Annotated in this window: 16 protein-coding genes and 1 pseudogene; 8 read left to right on the plus strand and 9 right to left on the minus strand. The window is 72.3% G+C overall.

Annotated features, from left to right (window positions below; genetic code table 11):
* Nucleotides 1-7 precede the first annotated feature (7 nt).
* Together ACF1A1_RS15245 and ACF1A1_RS15250 are read left to right on the plus strand one after the other, a co-directional pair.
* Complete coding sequence (locus ACF1A1_RS15245; protein WP_392000076.1) at nt 8-304, plus strand: hypothetical protein; 297 nt, start codon at nt 8-10, stop codon at nt 302-304.
* A gap of 245 nt (nt 305-549) precedes the next feature.
* Nucleotides 550-1,302 (plus strand): hypothetical protein, encoded by a 753-nt coding sequence (locus ACF1A1_RS15250; RefSeq protein ID WP_392000078.1) that lies wholly within the window; start codon nt 550-552, stop codon nt 1,300-1,302.
* 18 nt (nt 1,303-1,320) lie between these two features.
* On the opposite strand, the gene ACF1A1_RS15255 is transcribed toward ACF1A1_RS15250, so the two are convergent.
* Together ACF1A1_RS15255 and ACF1A1_RS15260 are read right to left on the minus strand one after the other, a co-directional pair.
* On the minus strand, nt 1,321-1,707 hold the full coding sequence (locus tag ACF1A1_RS15255) for a VOC family protein (protein ID WP_392000079.1): 387 nt from the start codon (nt 1,705-1,707) through the stop codon (nt 1,321-1,323).
* Between the two features lie 122 nt (nt 1,708-1,829).
* Nucleotides 1,830-2,882 (minus strand): NAD(P)-dependent alcohol dehydrogenase, encoded by a 1,053-nt coding sequence (locus ACF1A1_RS15260; RefSeq protein ID WP_392000081.1) that lies wholly within the window; start codon nt 2,880-2,882, stop codon nt 1,830-1,832.
* 168 nt (nt 2,883-3,050) lie between these two features.
* Here ACF1A1_RS15260 and ACF1A1_RS15265 point away from each other — a divergent pair, with 168 nt between their 5' ends.
* Complete coding sequence (locus ACF1A1_RS15265) at nt 3,051-3,965, plus strand: helix-turn-helix domain-containing protein (protein WP_392000082.1); 915 nt, start codon at nt 3,051-3,053, stop codon at nt 3,963-3,965.
* Nucleotides 3,966-4,219: 254 nt separating this feature from the next.
* Here ACF1A1_RS15265 and ACF1A1_RS15270 read toward each other — a convergent pair.
* Nucleotides 4,220-4,728, minus strand: a pseudogene (locus ACF1A1_RS15270) (group II truncated hemoglobin); the annotation flags it as partial.
* 212 nt (nt 4,729-4,940) lie between these two features.
* Between ACF1A1_RS15270 and ACF1A1_RS15275 the strand changes: the two are divergent.
* The 3 genes from ACF1A1_RS15275 to ACF1A1_RS15285 are packed head-to-tail and all read left to right on the plus strand — an operon-like array spanning nt 4,941 to nt 8,022.
* On the plus strand, nt 4,941-5,561 hold the full coding sequence (locus tag ACF1A1_RS15275; RefSeq protein WP_392000084.1) for a LysE family translocator: 621 nt from the start codon (nt 4,941-4,943) through the stop codon (nt 5,559-5,561).
* Between the two features lie 2 nt (nt 5,562-5,563).
* Nucleotides 5,564-6,463, plus strand: a complete 900-nt coding sequence (locus ACF1A1_RS15280) for a B3/4 domain-containing protein (RefSeq protein ID WP_392000086.1) — start codon at nt 5,564-5,566, stop codon at nt 6,461-6,463.
* A gap of 11 nt (nt 6,464-6,474) precedes the next feature.
* The gene (locus ACF1A1_RS15285; RefSeq protein ID WP_392000200.1) at nt 6,475-8,022 is read left to right on the plus strand and encodes a PLP-dependent aminotransferase family protein; all 1,548 of its coding nucleotides are present in this window, start codon (nt 6,475-6,477) and stop codon (nt 8,020-8,022) included.
* A gap of 231 nt (nt 8,023-8,253) precedes the next feature.
* Here the strand turns inward: ACF1A1_RS15285 and ACF1A1_RS15290 are convergent, their stop codons facing one another.
* The 4 genes from ACF1A1_RS15290 to ACF1A1_RS15305 form a co-directional block, all read right to left on the minus strand.
* Nucleotides 8,254-8,937 (minus strand): ABC transporter ATP-binding protein, encoded by a 684-nt coding sequence (locus tag ACF1A1_RS15290; protein WP_392000088.1) that lies wholly within the window; start codon nt 8,935-8,937, stop codon nt 8,254-8,256.
* Nucleotides 8,938-8,985: 48 nt separating this feature from the next.
* Nucleotides 8,986-10,452, minus strand: coding sequence for an ABC transporter permease (locus ACF1A1_RS15295; protein ID WP_392000089.1), 1,467 nt, complete (start codon nt 10,450-10,452; stop codon nt 8,986-8,988).
* Nucleotides 10,453-10,588: 136 nt separating this feature from the next.
* Nucleotides 10,589-11,839 carry an Ig-like domain-containing protein gene (locus tag ACF1A1_RS15300; protein ID WP_392000090.1) on the minus strand — a complete coding sequence of 417 codons (1,251 nt, stop codon included), beginning with the start codon at nt 11,837-11,839 and terminating at the stop codon, nt 10,589-10,591.
* Between the two features lie 234 nt (nt 11,840-12,073).
* A complete protein-coding gene (locus tag ACF1A1_RS15305) occupies nt 12,074-12,442 on the minus strand; it encodes a hypothetical protein (protein WP_392000092.1) in 369 nt (122 codons plus the stop codon).
* A 109-nt stretch (nt 12,443-12,551) separates the two neighbouring features.
* On the opposite strand from ACF1A1_RS15305, the gene ACF1A1_RS15310 reads away from it, so the two are divergent.
* Nucleotides 12,552-12,887, plus strand: coding sequence for an LPXTG cell wall anchor domain-containing protein (locus tag ACF1A1_RS15310; RefSeq protein WP_392000093.1), 336 nt, complete (start codon nt 12,552-12,554; stop codon nt 12,885-12,887).
* Between the two features lie 42 nt (nt 12,888-12,929).
* On the plus strand, nt 12,930-13,718 hold the full coding sequence (locus ACF1A1_RS15315; RefSeq protein WP_392000094.1) for a hypothetical protein: 789 nt from the start codon (nt 12,930-12,932) through the stop codon (nt 13,716-13,718).
* Nucleotides 13,719-13,793: 75 nt separating this feature from the next.
* Here the strand turns inward: ACF1A1_RS15315 and hutH are convergent, their stop codons facing one another.
* Together hutH and ACF1A1_RS15325 are read right to left on the minus strand one after the other, a co-directional pair.
* Nucleotides 13,794-15,335, minus strand: a complete 1,542-nt coding sequence (hutH, locus tag ACF1A1_RS15320) for a histidine ammonia-lyase (RefSeq protein WP_392000202.1) — start codon at nt 15,333-15,335, stop codon at nt 13,794-13,796.
* A gap of 82 nt (nt 15,336-15,417) precedes the next feature.
* Nucleotides 15,418-16,563, minus strand: coding sequence for a diguanylate cyclase domain-containing protein (locus tag ACF1A1_RS15325; RefSeq protein ID WP_392000095.1), 1,146 nt, complete (start codon nt 16,561-16,563; stop codon nt 15,418-15,420).
* Nucleotides 16,564-16,570 lie beyond the last annotated feature (7 nt).

Genomic DNA, 16,570 nt, shown 5'->3' on the forward strand with positions numbered 1-16,570 from the left:
CGCCGCCGTGGCGAACCGACACTCCGCGTTCCAGCGCTTCCCCCACCCCGACGAGACGCTCTCCCCCGATGCCCGGGTACGACAGCTCGCCGACCTGCGCGCGCGGCTCGACGCCTGCGCCTCGTCGTACCTCACGTCCCTCGGCCGCACCGACGGCCCGGCATCGAGGGAATTGGCCGACACCGTCCACGGCATCCGCAGCCTTGTCCGTCCGGGCTACACGCCGCTGAACTCGTACCTGTTCCCCTGGCTGCGCTTCGCGCGCCTCCTCGCCTACGCGGCCGGGGTCCCATCACGCGATTGACCACGGGCACCGGCAGTACCTCGACAAGAGCCGGGCGGGGTACTGCGGTACCGGGGGGAGGGGCGGGGCCTGTCCGATCGGTGTCGTGTCGGCGCGCGTTCCCGCCGGCCTCGGCGGATCACCTGCTGCTGTGTGACCGCGAGTGGCTGTGCCCCGATACCGGGCGGCGCGGAAAATGCCCCGGCCGACAGCCCCGTTCATGAGTTACTGACCCGAGCAGTTCGACCGAGCAGGGGGTAACGCGCGTGAAGAGCAGTACCGGCAGCAGTGAGGTGTTCCTGATAGGGGGCGGTTGGGATCCCGCCGTCACCGAAGCCGTCCACGGCCCGTTCCTCCGGGCCGCCTCCGTCGCTTCGCCCCGCATCCTGTGTGTGCTCGTCGACGAGGGCGACGGTGTCCAGCAGTTCGCGCGGTACGACGCGGTGTTGCGGAAGGCCGGGGACTGTACGCCCGTACCGCTGCTGTTGCCGGTCGGGGAGTCGTTCGAGGTCGGGGCGTTGTCGGCCGACGTGGACGGGGTGCTGGTCTGCGGTGGGCTGACGCCGGCTTACCAGGAGGCGTTCGCAGGCTGCCGTGAGGCGCTGCCCGCGCTGCTCGCCGAGCGCGGGCTGCCGTACGCCGGTTTCTCCGCCGGGGCGGCGGTCGCGGCGCGGGACGCCGTGGTCGGGGGGTGGCTGGCGGACGGGGTCGCGGTGTGTCCGCCGGACACCGCGGAGGACCTGGAGGAGGTCGAGGTGCGGCCGGGGCTGGGACTGGTGCCGTTCGGGGTGGATGTGCACGGCGCGCAGTGGGGGACGTTGGCACGGCTGGTCGCGGTCGTCGGGGACGGGCGGCTCGCCCACGGGGTCGCCGTCGACGAGAACACCGTCGTACGGGTCACGGGTGACGGGCGCGCCGGTGTCGCCGGCGCGGGGCGCGCCCACTCGGTACGCCCCGCGCCGGGCGGTGGAGTCCTCGTACGGTCCTACCGGGACGGCGAGTCCTTCGACGCCCGGTAGGCGGCAGGGCGGGAGCCGTCAGCCGTGACCGCTTCCGTAGGGCCGGGTCAGGATTTCCAGGCGGTGGCCGTTGGGGTCGTCGAAGTACACGCCGCGGCCGCCGTCGTTGTGGTTGATCTCGTCGCGGTGGTGGTGGAACGGGTCGGCCCAGTACGTCAGCCCCGCCGCGCGGACGCGGTCGAAGATCGTGTCGAAGTCGTCCTCGGAGACCAGGAACGCGTAGTGCTGCGGGGTGATCTCCCCCGGCGTGTTCATGAAGTCGAGGGTCACCCCGTTGGGGAACTCGACCGGGACGAACGGGCCGAACGGCGGGCTCACCCTGAGTCCCAGGATGTCGGCGAGGAAGCGGGCCGAAGCCCGCCTGTCGTGCGCGGCGACGATGGTGTGGTTCAGCTGGACGGTCATCTCGAAACCCTCCTCGTCCCCAAGATACTCCGGCAGGAAGTAAGGCTTGCCTTACTTCCTGCCGGACGCGGGAGGGCCCCCGGCGGCGCGCCGGGGGCCCTCCCGGGAAGACGGCGAAGGCGTCAGATCGTGGCCGTGTCGATCACGAACCGGTACCGCACATCACTGTTGAGCACCCGCTCGTACGCCTCGTTGATCTCGGACGCGCTGATCAGCTCGATCTCCGCGCCGAAGCCGTGCTCGGCGCAGAAGTCCAGCATCTCCTGGGTCTCGCGGATGCCGCCGATGCCGGAGCCGGCGAGGGTCTTGCGGCCGCCGATCACCGAGAACAGGTTGAGGGCGACCGGCTCCTCGGGCGCGCCGACGTTCACGAAGGCGCCGTCCGTCCTCAGCAGGGACAGGTAGGCGTCCAGGTTCAGCGGGGCGGAGACGGTGGACAGGATCAGGTCGAAGGTGCCGGCCAGTTCCTTGAAGGTCTCCGGGTCGCTGGTGGCGTAGTAGTGGTCGGCGCCCAGCTTCAGGCCGTCGTCCTTCTTGCGCAGCGACTGGGACAGGACCGTCACCTCGGCGCCGAGCGCGTGGGCGATCTTCACGCCCATGTGGCCGAGGCCGCCCATGCCGAGGATCGCGACCTTCTTGCCGGGTCCGGCGTTCCAGTGCTTCAGGGGGGAGTACGTGGTGATGCCGGCGCAGAGCAGCGGGGCGGCCACGTCGAGCGAGAGCCCGTCGGGGATGCGGACGACGTAGTTCTCGTCGACGACGATCTTCTCCGAGTAGCCGCCGTAGGTGGGCTCGCCGTTCTTGTCGAGGGCGTTGTACGTGCCGACGCTGCCGCCGGTGCAGTACTGCTCCAGGCCGGCCTCGCAGTTGTCGCACTCCCGGCAGGAGTCGACCAGGCAGCCGACGCCCACGCGGTCACCGACGGCGAACTTCGTCACCCCCGGTCCGACCTGCGAGACGACGCCCGCTATCTCGTGGCCGGGCACCATCGGGAAGATCGCCTCACCCCAGCCCTCCCTGGCCTGGTGGATGTCGGAGTGGCAGATTCCGGCGAACCTGATGTCGATCAGGACGTCGAACTCGCGGACCTCTCGGCGCTCGATGGTCGTGCGCTCCAGCGGAGCCTTGGCGGACGGTGCGGCGTATGCGGCGACGGTGGTCGTGCCAGTGGTCATGCTGGGATCTCCTAGCAGGTCGTACGCCCGGTCTGCCTTCGGACCGGGCATGTGGCCCAGCGTGCCGTACCGCCCGGCCGTCACCCAGACCTCACCTGTGCCTACGTCCCCCGTGCCTACCACTGGCGGGGTCAGGATCGCGTGCGTACGACCGTGAATACTGGACGCATGGACGAACAGCCCGAAGCCGTACCGCAGCCCGGCGGGGGCCTGGACCGGCGTGCCGAGCTCAGCGAGTTCCTGCGCACCCGGCGGGCCCGGCTCAAGCCGGAGGACGTGGGGCTGCCGGACTTCGGGCGGCACCGCCGGGTGCCGGGGCTGCGGCGCGAGGAGCTGGCGCAGCTGGCCGGGGTGTCGGTGGCGTACTACACGCGCCTGGAGCAGGGCAACGGGCGGAACGTGTCGGCGGAGGTGCTGGACTCCATCGCGCGTGCGCTGCGGCTGACCGACGCCGAGCACGCCCATCTCACCCACCTGGCGAAGCCGAAGCACAAGAAGAAGCAGGCGGCACGGTCGCAGCAGGCGCGGGCCTCGCTGCGGCAGCTCCTGGACCAGATGGACGGGGTGCCCGCCTACATCGGGGGGCGGCGCACGGAGATCCTCGCGTGGAACCGGATGGCCGCGGCCGTGTTCGGGGACTGGGCCGAGCTGCCGGCCGCCGAGCGGAACTGGGCCCGGATGGTGTTCCTGCGGCCCGAGTACCGCGAGCTGTTCGTCGACTGGGAGCAGAAGGCGATCGACATCGTGTGCGTGCTGCGCATGGACGCCGGGTGCTACCCGGACGACCCCCGCCTGTCGGCGCTGGTGGGCGAGTTGTCGGTGAAGAGCGAGGACTTCCGGCGGCTGTGGGCGACCCACGACGTCAAGGAGAAGAGCCACGGGGTGAAGCGGCTGAGGCATCCGCTGGTGGGGGAACTCTCCCTGAACTTCGAGGGGTTCAGGCTGGCGGACGACGGTGAGCAGTCGATGGTGGTGTACCACGCGGAGCCGGGCTCGCCCTCGGCGGAGGCGCTGCGGCTGCTGGCGAGCTGGGGGGCCGACGCGACGCGCGCGGGGGCGGGGAGTCAGGCGCCGTCCGTTTGACATCGGTGCCCGTGCGGGTGCGGGCCGCCTCGGCCGGGGGCTGCCGCTGCCCCGGGCCCCCGTCGCCCGCCCCGGGCCTCTGCTGCCGCCCCCGGACTGCTGCCGCCCCCGGACCCCGCCCGTCGGTCCAGACCGCCGCTGCCGGCCCCGGGACCTGCTGCCGGCCCTGAAGGAGCCTCGTCCTCGATCGCCGGACGGGCTGGATCGACCAGCCGCTCGCCGACGACGAAGCAGCCGCTGGATCGCCCGGACCCTCACCCCCGACACGGCGGCATCACCCCCCACCCCCACTTCGGCACCGCCTGATCCGTCGGCGGCTTCGCGTCCGGGCCCGAGAAGTGCACGGCGAGGCGGGTGCCCCACTCGACGTAGGCGAGGAAGGCCGAGCGGAACTCCGCGTCCGTGGGCGGACCGGCCTCGTCCGCCGCGTCCTGGACGAGGTTCACCCAGCGGCGGCGATGGGGCTCGGTGATGCCCCGGCCCACGTGCCTGGCGACCATGTGGCCGTGGCCGCCCTGGGTCGCGGAGCAGGCCGCGGGGCCGCCGAAGACCTCCACCGGCCAGAGGGCGACGTGCTCGACGTGCTCGGGGACCAGGCCCGCGAAGACCGGGGCCAGGAGGCCGCCCTCCAGCACCTTGGCGTAGAAGGCCTCCGCCAGGCGGGAGAAGGCCTCGGCGCCGCCCGCCCACTCGTACAGGGTGGGCACGGCGGAGCCCTCGCCGGGCACCGGGACGTGGGCCTGTAGTGGCCCATCTCCTGAAGGGCGCTGCGCGAGAGGCTCTCGCCGACAGTCACTCGCCGCCGTTTTGGACCAGCCGAGGCAGCCGGGTTTGGCCCTGTCGGTCGGGCCATGGCCCCGGCAGGGTGAAGGGACCCCGAACCTCCCGGAGGTCAACCATGCGGAGATCAACCTTGCGAACCTTGCGGAGACCAACCTTGCGGAGGTCAACCTCGCGAACCTTGCGGAGGACCCCTTGAGCATCGCGTTCCTGCTGACCGCGCTGGTCATGGCGGTCACCCCCGGCACCGGGGTGGTGTACACCCTCGCCGCCGGGCTGTCCCACGGACGCCGGGCGAGCGTGGTCGCCGCGTTCGGCTGCACCCTCGGCATCGTGCCGCACCTGGCGGCGACGATCACCGGTCTCGCCGCGCTGCTGCACACCAGCGCGGTCGCCTACGAGACGGTGAAGTACCTCGGGGTCGGCTATCTGCTGTACATGGCGTGGGCCGTGGTGCGCGACAAGGGGGCGCTGGTGGTGGACGGGGACGCGCCTCGGCCGGCTGCCCGGGTGATCGGCTCCGCGGTGCTGGTCAACCTGCTCAACCCGAAGCTGACGATCTTCTTCGTCGCGTTCCTGCCGCAGTTCGTCCCGGCCGGCGGTTCCGGCGCCGCCGACGGTTCCGGGCCGGTGGGCGCGATGCTGCTGCTCGGGGTCGTCTTCATGGCGCTGACCTTCGTCGTCTTCGCCGCGTACGGTCTGTGCGCCGCCGCCGTGCGCGACCGTCTGCTGGCCCGGCCGCGGGTGATGACCGGCCTGCGCGGGGTGTTCGCCGCCTGCTTCGTGGGCCTGAGCGCGCGGCTGGCGGTGGCGTGAGCATGCGTTTCCGGCACGCGGACGCCGTCCGCCGCGACCACCCCGGCCTCACCGCCGGCGCCCTGTACGCCACCGGTGTCGACGCCACGGCCGACGTCGGCCCGAGCGTCGCCGAGTACACCTCGCGCGCGCTGGACCGGCTGGCCGGCGGCACCGAGAGCGGGTTCCCCGAAGTGCTGGCCTGGCGGCGGGCGTTCGCCCGGATGGGGCTCCGGCCGACGCAGTACCGGTGCGCCTCCGAGTCGCTGCTGAGGCGGCTGCGCAAGGAGGGGAGCCTGCCGCGCATCCATCCGGTGGTCGACCTGTGCAACGCCGTCTCGGCGGCCTACGCGATCCCGGTGGCGGCCCTCGACGCCGACCGTATCGCCGGGCCGCTGCTGGAGGTGCGCCACGCCCGCGGCGACGAGCGGTACACGACGTTCGGCGGCGGCATCGAGCATCCAGCGCCCGGCGAGGTGATCTTCGCGGACTCGGCCGGGCGGTCCCATGCCCGGCGCTGGACCAACCGGCAGAGCGGCCACTCCGCGGTCGGCGAGCACACCGGCAGGATCCTCGTGGTGGTGGAGGCCCTGCACGACGGCGGTGCGGAGGCCGTACCGGAACTGCTGAAGACCCTCGCGCAGGAGCTGGCCGCGCACTGGCCGACCGACCCGACGCCGGCCGGTCCCACACCGGCCGGTTCCACACCGACCGGTCCCACACGGGCCGACGCCACCACGGCCGGTCCCACACGGGCCGACGTAACCACCACCGCCGGTCCCACGCGGGCCGACGCCACCACAGCCGCCGCCACCACGGCCCGTGCTCCCGCAGCCGGTCCCGCGATGGCCGTCCTCACCGCCACCGCACCCGAGTTCCTCTTCCCCGACCCGGTCCCGGCCGGGGAACGGCAGCCGGGGTGACCCGTGGCAGCATGGGCGGGGTGACCGAGCGGGACCACGGAACGGGAACGGACCCCACGACCGAGACCCCGGCGGCATACGACAGGGACGACGGGCCCCCGGCCCACGGCTCCGACTTCCTCCAGCTCGACGCCGGCCACGCGCCGCCCGGCGGCAAGGCGGACTGGCTGGTGCGCCAGTTGCGCCGGGCGATGGCCGACGGCCGGCTCACCGTGGGCAGCAGGCTCCCGCCGACCCGGGTGCTCGCCGCCGAGCTGCGCGTCTCCCGCGGGGTGGTCGCCGAGGCGTACCGGCGGCTGACGGAGGACGGCCACGTGGAGGGGCGCCGACGCGGCGGGACGGTGGTGGTGGCGGTCTCCCCCGCCCCGCCGTCGTCCCGGCCCCCGGCCCCGATCGCCCCGGAACGCGCAGCGCCGGACTCGCTGTTCGTCGGCGCACCGGGCCCCGACGTCTTCGACGCGCTGCGGGCCGCCCCGTCCCGCATCGACTTCACACCCGGCCGGCCCGACCTCACCGCCTTCCCCCGCTCGGCCTGGCTGCGCGCGGAACGCGCCGTGCTCACCGGGCTGGCCGCCGAGCACCTCGGCTACGGAGACCCGCGCGGCGCCCCGGAGCTGCGCCGCGCCGTCGCCGGCTGGCTGGCGCGCGGGCGCGGGATCCGGGTGGAGCCGGACGAGGTGCTCGTCGTCGCGGGCACCGCACAGGCGCTGACCCTGCTGCACCCGGTGCTGGCGGCGGACGGCATCGACGCCGTCGCCGTCGAGGACCCCGGCTCGCTCGGCACCCGCCAGCACCTGGAGTACGGGGGCCTGGCCACCCCGCCGGTGCCGGTGGACGACGACGGCGTACGCGTGGACGCGCTGCGTGCCACCGGCGCCCGGGCGGTGCTGCTCACGCCCGCCCACCAGTTCCCCGTCGGCGTGGTGACGAGCGGTGAGCGCCGCCGGGAGCTGCTGCGCTGGGCGGCGGACGGCGGCCTGATCGTCGAGGACGACTACGACGCCGAACACCGCTACGACCGGCCCCCGGTGCCCGCTCTGCGCGGCCTCCTCGACGACCGGGTCTGCTACCTGGGCAGCGTGTCCAAGCTGCTCGCGCCCGCGCTGCGGATCGGCTGGATGGTGCCGCCGCGCCGCCACCGGGACGCGCTGGTCGCCGCGAAACGCTTCACCGACCTGGGCAATGCCGTACTGCCGCAGCTGGTCCTGGCCCGGCTGATGGAGTCCGGCGGCCTGGAACGGCAGCTACGGCTGCTGCGCGGCCGCCACCGGCGCCGCCGCGACGCGATGATCCACGCCCTCGCCGGCCATCTGCCGGGCGCGGTGGTGCACGGCGCCGCGGCCGGCCTGCACCTCACCGTCACCTACGCCCCGGACGTCCCGGACACCGAGCTGGCCGCCGCCGCGCTGGCCCGGGGCGTGAAGGTGCAGCCCCTGTCCTGGCACCGCCAACTGCCCGGCCGCCCCGGCCTGGTCCTCGGCTACGCGGCCACCCCGGCCGGCGTCATCGCCGAAGGCGTCGCGGCGCTCGGCGAGGCGCTGCGCGCACTGGCCGCCTGACACGCGTCGGCCCGGCCGCGTCCTCATCGAGGCCGGGACCGGGCCGGGACCGGACCGGACCGGACCGGACCGGACCGCTGCGAGGAGACCTTCGCGGAGCCAGAGCCAGAGCCCACGCGCCCGCCCGCACGCACGCCGCCCGCCCGCCCGAACGCACGCACACACACACCGCGAACCCCCCGGAACAGGAAGTATGCCGGGGGGCGCGGAGACGGACACGTCACGGGGACGTCAGGTGGCGGCGTTCTCCTGCACCGAGATCCTGCCCTTGCGAAGGGTCGCCAGGCGGGGGGCCTTCTTCGCGATCGACGAGTCGTGGGTGACCATGATGAAGGTGAGCCCGTGCTCCTTCCACAGCGTCTCGAGCACGTCCATGATCTCGTCGCGCATGGACTCGTCGAGGTTGCCGGTGGGCTCGTCGGCGAGCAGCACCTTCGGCCGCTTCACCAGGGCGCGGGCGATGGCCACGCGCTGCTGCTGTCCGCCGGACATCTCACCGGGCAGGTGCCCGAGCCGCTCGCCGAGCCCGACCGACCTGAGCGCCTCGGCGGCCCGCTCGCGCCGCTCCCCGGGCTTCACGCCGAGGGGGACGAGGGCGGTCTCGACGTTCTCCTGCGCGGTGAGCGTCGGGATGAGGTTGAACGACTGGAAGACGAAGCCGATGTTCTCACTGCGCACCTTCGTCAGCCTGGCCTCCGACAGTTCGGCCAGATCGACACCGTCGAGGACGACCTCGCCCGCGCTGGGCCGGTCGAGCGCGCCGAGCATCTGGAGCAGCGTCGACTTGCCACCGCCGGTGGGCCCCTGGATGACGAGCCGGTCGCCGTCCGGGATGGTCAGATCGACACCGTCGAGGGCGTGGACGGTCTCCTTGCCGCGGGTGTAGCGCTTGGTGACGCCTCTGAGTTCGTACATGGGGTCAGCTCCTGGGTGGGATGAGGGGGTTGGGGTTGCGGACGCCGGCTACTCGACGCGCCGCAGTGCGTCGGCCGGCCGCAGCCGGGACGCCCGCCAGCCACCGAACGCCCCCGCGATCAGCCCACCGGCCACCGCGAGCGCCACGGCGATCGCCACGGTCGTGACACTCACGGGCGCGGTGAGCGCGACGTCGAGCGTCCTCGCCGCCGCCTGCCGCCCGGGGCCACCGAAGCCCCCGCCGCCCCCGGGGCCGCCACTGCCGGCGCCGCCACCGCCCAGCTGCGCCTGAAGCGTGGGGCTGATCGCCGTCACCGCGTACGCTCCCGCCAGTCCGACCGCGATCCCCAGCACGCCGCCCAGCAGCCCGTTGACCATGGCCTCCCCGACGACCTGCCGGGTGACCCTCCCGGAGTTCCAGCCGAGCGCCTTCAGCGTCCCGAACTCCCGCACGCGCCGTGACACCGCCGACGAGGTCAGCAGCCCGGCCACCAGGAACGCGGCGATCAGCACCGCGATGGACAGCCACGTGCCGACGCTGGTGGCGAGGGAGGACGCCGTGGCCAGGGAGCCGGAGACCGTGTCCGCGAGGTCCGCGGAGGTCGTCACCGTCGTACCCGAGACGTTCTTCTGGATCGCGGACTTGACGCTGTCGATCTTCTGGGAGTCGGTCGCCGTGACGTAGATCGTGGTGACCTTGTTCTTCGAGTCGCTGAGGGTCTGGGCCTGGGTCAGCGGGATGTAGACGTTGGCGGCGGAGTCGCCGCTGTCGGCGGTGGCGATGCCGATCACGTCGAACTCGACGTTCTTGATGGTGACGGTGGAGCCGACCTCGAGCTTCTTCTCCTTGGCGTACGCCGAGTCGACGACGGCGACCTTGGCATTGGTCTCCGTCGACGTGAACGTACGGCCGCTGGTGATCTTGGAGGAGGTCAGCGGGCCGAGCGCGGGCTCGGTGACGTCGGTGCCGTAGACGGAGTAGTTGTTGACGTCGAAGTTGGCCCCGCCGCCCTGCACTTCGCCCTGCGGCTGACCGCCGGTGCCGCCCTGACCGCCCGGCTGGCCTGCGCCGCTGCCGCCGTTGCCGTCCTGCTGGAACTGGCCGCGGGTGAACTGGCCGCTGACCTTGATGACCTGGAGGCTCAGTCCGCCGACCGCGTCCGCGACGCCGTCCTGCTTGCCGACCCGGGTGACGGTCGAGGCCGCCAGGGTCTGGAAGCCCTGGACCATGACGCGGTCGCTGCTCTGCTCCTCGTCGGAGCCGTTGTCCTGCGCGTCGAACTGGAAGCGCGGCCGCTCGGAGGGGTTCGCGGTGGGCGAGGCGGCCTTGGTGACCGTCATGTCCGTGCCCAGGCCGTACAGGGACTGAAGGACCTTGTCCTGGGCCTTCCCCATGCCGGAGGACACGGACGTGACCACGATGACCAGCGCGATGCCCAGCGCGAGGCCGGAGGCGACGACGAGGGCCGCCTTTCTGCGGCGGCGCAGTTCGCGCCTCAGGTAGGTGAAGAACATGCGCCGCAAGCTAGGTACGGACCGTGATGAAGCGATAAGGCTGGCATAAAAGATGGATGAGAAGCCTGTGCCCGGCTCCGGAAACACCGATGCCGCCCCTGGGGGCGGCATCGGAAAGCTGTGCGTCGACCGGGCGTCAGACGGCCGAACCGGCCTTCCACTGCGCCCAGTCCATGTTCCAGCCGTTGAGGCCGTTGTCCGGGCTGACGGTCTTGTCGCCGGTGTTCTGGACGACCACGACGTCACCGACGATCGAGTTGTTGTAGAACCAGGCGCCCGGCGTGCTCGGGTCGTCGGCGCCCTTGGTGTCGGACAGGCCGACGCAGCCGTGGCTGGTGTTCACCGAGCCGAAGATGGACTTCGCGCCCCAGTAGTTGCCGTGCACGAAGGTGCCGGAGGTGGTCAGGCGCATGGCGTGCGGCACGTCCTTGATGTCGTACTCGCCCTTGCCGTCGTCGTCGGTGAAGCCGACCGTCGCGCCGTTCATCCGGGTCTCCTTGAACTTCTCGGAGATCACCATCTGGCCCTCGTACGTCTTGTTGTCGGGCGAGCCGGCGGAGATCGGGATGGTCCGGACCGTCTTGCCGTCCTGCGTGACCTTCATCTGCTTGGTCTTCGCGTCGACGTAGGTGACCTGGTTGCGGCCGATCTTGAAGGTGACCGTCTTCTGCTGGACGCCGAAGACACCCTCGGCACCCTCGACGCCGTCGAGCGCGAGCTTCAGCGTGACGGTGGAGTTCTCCTGCCAGTAGTCCTCGGGCCGGCAGTCCATGCGCTGGGTGTTGAACCAGTGGCAGACGACCTCCTGGCCGCTGCTGGAGCTGACCGTGATGCCCTTCTGGACGGCGGCCTTGTTGGTGATCTCCTTGTTGAAGTTGATCGACACCGGCATGCCCACGCCGACGGTGGAGCCGTCCTCCGGCGTGAAGTTGCCTATGAAGCTGTTGTCGGGCGAGACCGTGGTGAAGGACGCGTTCTCGTGGGCCTCGCGACCCTCGGAGTCCTTCGCGGTCGCCGCGAGCTTGTAGGTGGTGGAGCGCTCGAGCTGGACGCTGGGCTTCCAGCTGGTCTTGTCGGCGGAGAGCTCGCCCTCCACCGCGGTGCCGTCGGCGGTGGTCATCGTCACCTGGGTGAGCGTGCCCTTGCTCACCGTGACGGCCGCCGAGTTGTTGATGGAGGCGTTGTCCGAGCCGTCCGCGGGCGTGATCTTGATCTGGGCCTCCGACGCCTTCTCGGCCGCCGCCTCGTCGGCCTTGGCCTGCGAGGAGCCGCCCTTGCCGCCGTCGGAGGCGCTGCTGTCGCCGCCGGAGCACGCAGAGAGCACCAGAACACCGCCGAGCAGTGCGGACGCGGTCCTCAGACCCCTGCGCCGCCTACTGTTCGTCATCACACGCTTCTCCATCGTTGCCGATTCCCCAAAACCCCGAGAGTCCCCGTCAAGAACATCAACGCTACGACCGGTTCGTCCCGTTCCACATCCCTGGAATGTGTGGGCCACACCACGTCCACAGGGGCGGTGAACCCGCCCGGGACCCGTGTGCGGTGTCGGTCAGTGCGTCCTTTGAGACGACGAAACCCCGGGCGGCGGTTGCCGCCCGGGGTCACGAATTCCCCAAGACGTTCAGCCGATGCCGCCCGTGCGGGCGTCCTCTTCGCCGTCCGCCGCGTCATCCTCGTCGACATCATCCTCGTCGAGGTCCCACTCCGGCGAATCCGGGTCGTAGTCAATGGGCTCGCTGGACCAGGAGGCCTGCTGGAGTTCAACCCCCGGGACCTCCCTGACCAGGTCGAACGGATCGACGAGATAGGCGAGCGCCTCGGCGGTGTCCTCGGTCACAGCGCTCTCGGCGTGCGCCCGCTCGGCCTCCGGCGTCCCGGGATCCGCCGCGATGCGCCGCACGGCGGCCCCGGTCACGGCGTCCGCGTCCTCGACCTCCAGGACGACCTCCACGCGAAGTCGGACATATCGGGATGTCTTTTCAGTGCTCATGCCCGGAGCGTACGGCTCCCGGCTCCCTCAACTTTCCCGCGACCCGCGCCTTTCATTAGCATCGGACCACACGGCCAATTCGCCAGCGCCACAAGGGGATCGATATTCCGTGTCATCCGCTCGCCGTCCGTTGCTGACCGCCACCGCCGCGGGGACCCTGCTGGGCGCCCTGTGGTTCGTCCCGAACGCCAACGCGACGCAGGACGCCCCGGCGAGAACGGCCGCGACGCCGCAGGCCACCGCCCAGGCGCGGGCCGCGAACACGATCAGCTCCGACGCCACCGCGACCTCCGCCGCCGACGGGGACGGCACCGGCGACGGCACTCGCCTCGCCGACACCGGAAGCTTCGACACCACCCCGTACGTGGTGGGTGGAACCACTTTGCTCGCTTTGGGTGCGGGGTTCGTGGTTTATTCCGTTCGCCGGGAACGCCTCGGTTTTTGAAATGACTTGACGCTTACTTGACCAGAGCTTCATAGTCCGCCCATGAAGAGATCATCGGGGGCGCGGCTGTGCGCCACGGCTGCCGTGGGCGCTCTGTCGCTCGCCCTCATCACGGGTTGTTCGAGCGACGGGTCGAAGAAGAGCAAGGGATCCGACGGTTCCGGTTCGGGTTCCGGTGCGTCCTCCTCGTCGTCGGCTCCGGCCGCGAACGCCCTGACCGCCGCCGAGTTGGAGAAGCTGCTGCTGACCCAGGGCGAGGTCAAGGGCTACAAGGTCGACTCGGGCGACGACACCCTCCCGAAGTCCAAGACCGAGGTGAAGACCGACAAGGCGGCGTGCGACCCGCTCGCCTGGGCCACGGCCGCTCTCGCCCCGGGCGACACGGACGCCAACGCCAGCAACACCGTCGCGGAGGACAAGGCGTCGACCGCCACCGCGCAGCCGGAGGACATCGCGGACGCCTTCAACGTCGACATGACGTTCGTGGGCCTGTCGTCGTACGCCGGCGACGGCGCCGAGAAGGCCATGAAGGCCGTTTCCGACGGCGTGCCGGCCTGCTCCGGCGGGTACGGCCTCGCCACTGGGGGCGAGGACTCGAAGGTCACCAAGGTCGCCCCGGCGAAGGGCTCCGGACTGGGTGACGAGTCGGTCGCGTTCGCCGAGGACGTCGACATGGACGGCGAGGGCACGGCCACCTTCCACACCGAGGTGGTGCGCAAGGGCAACGTCATCGCCACGTTCTACACGGTGAACTTCGCCGCGCTCGGCTCCGGTGAGACCGCCGAGATCCCGGCGGCCGTGGTCCAGGCGCAGGTCGCCAAGCTCAAGTAATCCGTCCGGCGAACTTTTCGGGGCCCTGCCGTCACCCGTGGACGGCAGGGCCCGCGCTGTCTTCTCGCCGGGCTCCTACCGCAGCGGCCCGGTGACCGTCTCCACGGCCGCGACGAGCCGCCCCGCCCGCACGAAGGCGTCCGCCGCGGCGAGATCGGGGGCGAGGAACCGGTCGGGACCGGGCCCCTGGACCCCCGCCTCCCGTACGGCGTCGATGACCGCCCGGGTGGCCGGCGCCGGGGTCAGCCCCTCGCGCAGTTCGACGGCGCGCGTGGCGGCGTACAGCTCGACGGCGAGCACGCGCGTGAGGTTGTCGACGGCCGTGCGCAGCTTGCGCGCCGCGGACCAGCCCATCGACACGTGGTCCTCCTGCATCGCGGAGGACGGGATCGAGTCCGCCGAGGCGGGTACGGCCAGCCGCTTCAACTCGCTGACCAGCGCGGCCTGGGTGTACTGGGCGATCATCAGCCCGGAGTCGACCCCGGCGTCGTCCGCGAGGAACGGCGGCAGCCCGTGGCTGCGGTTCTTGTCCAGCAGCCGGTCGGTGCGGCGCTCGGCGATGGAGGCGAGGTCGGCGGCGGCGATGGCGAGGAAGTCGAGGACGTAGGCGACCGGGGCGCCGTGGAAGTTCCCGTTGGACTCGACCCGCCCTTCCCCGGGCAGCACGACGGGGTTGTCGATGGCCGAGGCCAGCTCCCGCTCGGCGACCAGCCGGGCGTGGGCCATGGTGTCCCGTCCGGCGCCGGCGACCTGCGGGGCGCAGCGCACCGAGTAGGCGTCCTGGACGCGGGGCGCGTCGTCCTGGTGGTGCCCGGTCAGCCCGGAGCCCTTCAGGACGGCCAGCATGTTGGCGGCGCTGGCCTCCTGCCCGGGGTGCGGGCGGATGGCGTGCAGTTCGGGCGCGAGCACCTTGTCGGTGCCGAGGAGGGCCTCCAGCGAGAGCGCCGCCGTGACGTCGGCGGACTTGTAGAGGGTGTCGAGGTCGTCCAGGGCCATGATCAGCATGCCGAGCATGCCGTCGGTGCCGTTGAGGAGGGCGAGGCCCTCCTTCTCGCGCAGCTCGACGGGTGCGATCCCGTGGGCGGCGAGCAGTTCCCCGGCGGGCCGTACGACGCCGTCCGGGCCCTCGGCGTCGCCCTCTCCCATGAGCGTGAGGGCGCAGTGGGAGAGCGGGGCCAGGTCGCCGGAGCAGCCGAGGGAGCCGTACTCGTGGACGACGGGGGTGATGCCGGCGTTCAGCAGGGCGGCCATGGTCCGCGCGACCTCGGGCCGCACCCCGGTGTGCCCGGAGCAGACGGTCTTCAGCCGCAGGAACATCAGGGCCCGTACGACCTCCCGCTCGACGCGCGGGCCCATGCCGGCGGCGTGCGAGCGGACGATGTTGCGCTGGAGCTGGGTGCGCAGTTCCTGGCTGATGTGCCGGGTGGCGAGGGCGCCGAAACCGGTGGAGACGCCGTAGACGGGGTCGGGCTTGGCCGCCAGCGCTTCGACGATCTCGCGGGCGGCGGCGAGGGCCGCCAACGCCTCCTCGGAGAGCTCGACCCGGGCGCCGCCGCGCGCCACGGCGAGGACGTCGGACGCGGTGACCCCGGACGTCCCCACCACCACAGTGTGCATATCCATATTCAGGAGCGTACGCAGTGAAGACAGAGATGTCACCAGTGGGGCCGGGCTTCGCCCCTTACCGATACGTCACACCTCAGTCCCGCCGCCCCCGGAACCTGCGCCGCTCGACGGCCGGCCCCTGGGGCGGCTCGTCGGCGAGGCGTACGACGGGGTCGTCGGGCCCCGCCCGCCCGGCGACGACCGGCCGGGCGGCCCGGAGGGCCTTGGCCCGGTACTGGGCGGCGTCCGCGAGCCGGAACAGCCGCCGGGCGGAGCGCACCGGCCCGATGGGGTCCTGGGTGGAGGCGACCCCGCAGGCCACTCCCTCCCCGAGCTCCAGCTCGGCGGCCCGGCGGCACAGTTCGTCGGCCACCTTCACCACGTCGTCGGCGGACGGCCCCACCGCGAGCAGGCAGAACTCGTCCCCGCCCAGCCGGGCGGCCAGCGCCCCGGGCAGCATGGCCCCGCACAGCGACAGCACCGAGCCGAACCGCTCCAGCAGCCGGTCCCCGACCGCATGCCCCTGGCTGTCGTTCACCCGCTTGAGCCCGTTGAGATCGCACACGACCAGGCTCACCACGTCCCCGCGCGCCCGGTGCCGCTCGACCGCCTCCTCCAGCCGTACGTCGACGGCGCGGCGGTTGGCCAGGCCGGTGAGGGAGTCGGTGAAGGCGAGTCGGCGGGCCTCCTCCAGCCGCTCGGTCTGAGCCAGCCCGGCGGCGACGACGGCGGCCAGGACGGTGGCGAAGTCGGCGTCGGCGCGGTCGAAGACGGGCGTGCCGGTGGAGCGGGCCACGTACAGCTCGCCCCAGGCGCGGCCGTGCAGCACGATCGGCGCGACGACGCAGGAGCCGCGCCCGCGCCGGCGCAGGGCGGCGACCCGCTGGTGGCAGTAGCCGGGCCGCCCGGCGGCCGGCCCCTCCGCCGTCTCCACCCAGGCGTTGGGCTCACCGCCGGCCACCCAGCGTTCGTGCAGGAACTCGGTGATCTCCGGGAACTGGTGCACGGGATAGGCCTCGCCGTCCGGGAACTCCTCCTCGTCCGGTGCCCGGTCCCCCACGTTCACGAGGACGCGCAGCCGGCCGAGGTCCCGCTCCCACACCGAGAGCGCGGCGAACGCACCGGCCAGCGCCCGGCACGCCCCGAGCGCCGCCGCCCGCCACGACTCCTGGGGCGTGTGCGCGGCCGCCATCCCCTGCGCCAGCGCCACCACGGCCGCGAGGCGTCTGTCGTCACCCATTTCATCA

It is taken from the genome of Streptomyces sp. NPDC014995, assembly GCF_043080745.1.
Lineage (GTDB): Bacteria > Actinomycetota > Actinomycetes > Streptomycetales > Streptomycetaceae > Streptomyces.